Origin of the sequence: Colwellia sp. BRX10-4, from assembly GCF_014077465.1 — a bacterium.
Lineage (GTDB): Bacteria > Pseudomonadota > Gammaproteobacteria > Enterobacterales > Alteromonadaceae > Colwellia_A.
Map to the genome: position 1 here is coordinate 1 of NZ_JACGVZ010000168.1, position 234 is coordinate 234.

1 protein-coding gene is annotated in these 234 nt (G+C 29.9%); it reads left to right on the forward strand.

The genetic code is table 11. From position 1 onward, the window contains the following. Nucleotides 1-28: 28 nt before the first annotated feature. Nucleotides 29-234 (forward strand): hypothetical protein (locus H4J67_RS20245; RefSeq protein ID WP_182204970.1); only part of this gene is annotated, 206 nt, incomplete at its 3' end.

The following is a 234-nucleotide window of genomic DNA, read 5'->3' on the forward strand; positions in this document are numbered from 1 at the left end:
GTTATAAGTATTCAAAAAGGGAGTGTATATGTCACCAGATGAGATCAAATTAATAATTAAAAAGTATAAATTTAAATCTATAAAGATCTTAGCGGGATTTCTTTTACTCGCTGTTTTTGCAAATTGGTACTTAATTAATTCAAGTATTGAACGTCATGCTGAGTTAGGTTTACCTTATACAAGTAGCGATTCAGGTTTTATTTGGGGTGCAATAATTACAGGGTTATTTACAGT